We start from the raw sequence: 1000 nt of genomic DNA on the forward strand, positions 1-1000 counted from the left end.
ACGCCAATCTGGTGCTCGGCCGGCTCGACCCGAAAAGACTGCTCGCCGTCGACAATCCGGTGACGGTCGAAACAGTGCGGAAAATCTTCGAAGACAGGATCGGCAAGGCGACCCGGCTCGATGGCACGGCTGCTGCCGGTGCCGTGCTGAGGCTCGGCAACATCAAGATGGCCGGGGCCATCCGCATGGTGTCGGTGTCGCGCGGCCACGACCCGCGCGATTTCACGCTGTTTGCCTTCGGTGGCGCCGGGCCGCTGCATGCCTCAGCACTTGCCCGCGAACTTGGCCTGCCCCGCGTRCTGGTTCCGGCGAGGCCCGGCATCACCAATGCACTCGGCTGCGTCGTCGCCGACCTGCGCCATGACTTCGTCAACACCCTCAACCAGCCGGTGGCGATGCTCGACGAAAAACGCGTCCGCGAGGTGCTGGCACGGCACCGGGCGGAAGGCGAGGCGCTGATCGCCAAGGAGGCGATCAAGCCTCAGGCCATCCGCGTCAGCCACTCGGCCGACATGCAGTTTGTCGGACAAACGCACATCATCAACGTGCCGCTGCCTTCGCCCGAGATCGACCGCGCCACACTGCAAGCGCTGTTCGAAAAGGCCTATTTCGCCCGCTTCAAGGTCGAACTACCGGAAATCCGCGCCAACCTCGTCAACCTCAACACCTCGGTGACGGGCGTGCGCCCCGACATCGACCTCAGTCGGCTGATCGATCCGGCCGGACGGGCGATGACACTGGAGGGTGCACTGCGCGAGATCCGTCCGGTTTGGTTCGACGGCGGCTGGCGCGACACGCCGGTCTATGAGCGCGAAAAGCTGCCGCTCGATGCCATGATAAACGGGCCGGCGATCCTCGAGCAGATGGATGCGACGACGGTGCTGGAACCGGGCGATCATGCGCGGACCGATGCGGATGGGAACATTATCGTCGAGGTGGGTACGTCATGACCAAGCGCCCCCTCACCCGGCCTCCGCTTCGCTCGGCCACCCTCTCCCCG

The 1000-nt window shown here is 65.6% G+C and carries 1 protein-coding gene; it reads left to right on the top strand.

All coding sequences use genetic code 11. The annotated features are described in order from the left end of the window. Positions 1–950: hydantoinase/oxoprolinase family protein (locus AC1DWF_RS32615; RefSeq protein ID WP_476842657.1), on the top strand; the 950-nt coding region annotated here is incomplete at its 5' end. Positions 951–1000: the final 50 nt, after the last annotated feature.

This window comes from Aminobacter sp. P4_D5 (assembly GCF_056401815.1).